The sequence below is a fragment of the Bergeriella denitrificans NBRC 102155 genome (assembly GCF_001592185.1).
Classification (GTDB): Bacteria; Pseudomonadota; Gammaproteobacteria; order Burkholderiales; family Neisseriaceae; genus Neisseria; species Neisseria denitrificans.
In genome coordinates this window covers 1-1,676 of sequence record NZ_BCWL01000303.1, presented here as the reverse complement: position 1 = coordinate 1,676, position 1,676 = coordinate 1, and the positions used below count along the sequence as shown (strand labels likewise).

The window sequence follows — 1,676 nt, the reverse complement described above, 5'->3', positions numbered from 1 at the left end:
TTTTTTGCGGTATCGAAAAATAGCCCGTAAAAATGTCGTTAAACGACCGCTAGGGGCTTTCAGCGATTTTTGTCATCCCAAATGTCTATTAAGCCGAAAAAAGCCGTCTGAAAAACGCATTTTTCAGACGGCTTTTTCTGCTTCGTTATCCGGCAAACCGTGTCTTAGCACTCGACCACACGCACGGATACGGGCACGGCTTTTTTCTGCAGGGTCACGGCCAGGCCTGCCAGCGAGGTTTCTTTATAGGTGGCTTTCATATCGCGGCCGGTTTGCAGCATGGTTTGGATGACTTCGTCCAGAGACACTTTTTTATCCATGCCGTCTTCCAGCAGCGCCAGCGTGCCGAGTTTGAGGGCTTTTTCGGCGGCGATGCCGTTGCGCTCGATGCAGGGGATTTGTACCAGTCCGCCGACGGGGTCGCAGGTTAACCCCAAGTGATGCTCCATCGCCATTTCGGCGGCGTTTTCCACTTGTTTGGGCGTACCGCCGATGACTTCGGCATACGCACCCGCCGCCATTGAGCAGGCTACGCCGACTTCGCCCTGGCAGCCGACGTCGGCGCCGGAAATGGAGGCGTTGGTTTTGTACAGAATGCCGATGGCGCCTGCGGTGAGCAGGAAATTTTCCACGCGCTCTTGGCTGGCGTGGGGGTTGAACTTGCGGAAATAGTGCAATACGGCGGGGATAATGCCCGCTGCGCCGTTGGTCGGGGCGGTGACGACGCGGCCGCCCGATGCGTTTTCTTCGTTCACTGCCATGGCATACACCATCGGCCACAGCTGGGTGTTGACGATTTCGGTTTCCCGCAGCACGCGCAATTTGGCAGCCAGCTGCGGGGCGCGGCGGCGCACGTTCAAGCCGCCCGGCAGCTCGCCGTCACCGCCCAGCCCGCGCTTGATGCAGGCGGCCATAATGTCGGCCACTTCGGCCACGCGCCGGCGGATGTCTGCTTCGCTGCAGCCGGCCAGCGCCGCTTCGTTGGCCAATACGATTTCGGAAATATTGAGCTGATTCAGACGGCATTGCGCCAGCAGCTCCGCGCCGCTGCGATAAGGGTAAGGCACTTCGGCGGCTTGGCTGCTTTCCTGGCCGAAGGTTTCGTCGGTCACGATAAAGCCGCCGCCGACGGAATAATACACTTGGGCGGCCAGCTCTTCCCCGCTTGCCGAGTAGGCCAGAAAACGCAGGCCGTTGGGGTGTTTGGGCAGCAGGCGGTCGCCGAGTATCTGCATATCCTGCGCGAAATCGAAGCGGATTTCGCGCCCGTTCAGATACAGCCGCCCGTCTTCGCGGATGCGCCGCAGGCGTTCGGGAATGTCGGCCAGCGGAATATCGTGCGGCAGGCTGCCTTCCAAGCCCAGCAACAGCGCGTCAAACGTGCCATGCCCCTGCCCCGTCAGCGCCAGCGAGCCGTAGGTTTCCGCTACGATGCGGGCGGTGGATGCATCCGCGCCGCTTTCGGCCAACATGGCGGCAAAGGCTGCGGCGGCTTTCATCGGGCCGACGGTGTGCGAGCTGGAGGGGCCGATGCCGACTTTGAAGATATCGAAAATACTGATCATGGTGTGTTCGTTTTCATTTGAATGGGTTGGGACGCAACGGGAACTTTTGCCTTGCCCGTTGCGGCCGGTTAATCTTTGCGCCAAACAGCGGCCGTTATAGTCGTAGAATTT

Annotated in this window: 1 protein-coding gene; it reads right to left on the bottom strand. The window is 59.7% G+C overall.

The window, feature by feature from the left end; translation table 11 throughout:
* Positions 1 to 164: 164 nt before the first annotated feature.
* Complete coding sequence (locus tag BDE01S_RS10375) at positions 165 to 1,565, bottom strand: L-serine ammonia-lyase (RefSeq protein WP_066081257.1); 1,401 nt, start codon at positions 1,563 to 1,565, stop codon at positions 165 to 167.
* Between the last annotated feature and the right edge of the window lie 111 nt (positions 1,566 to 1,676).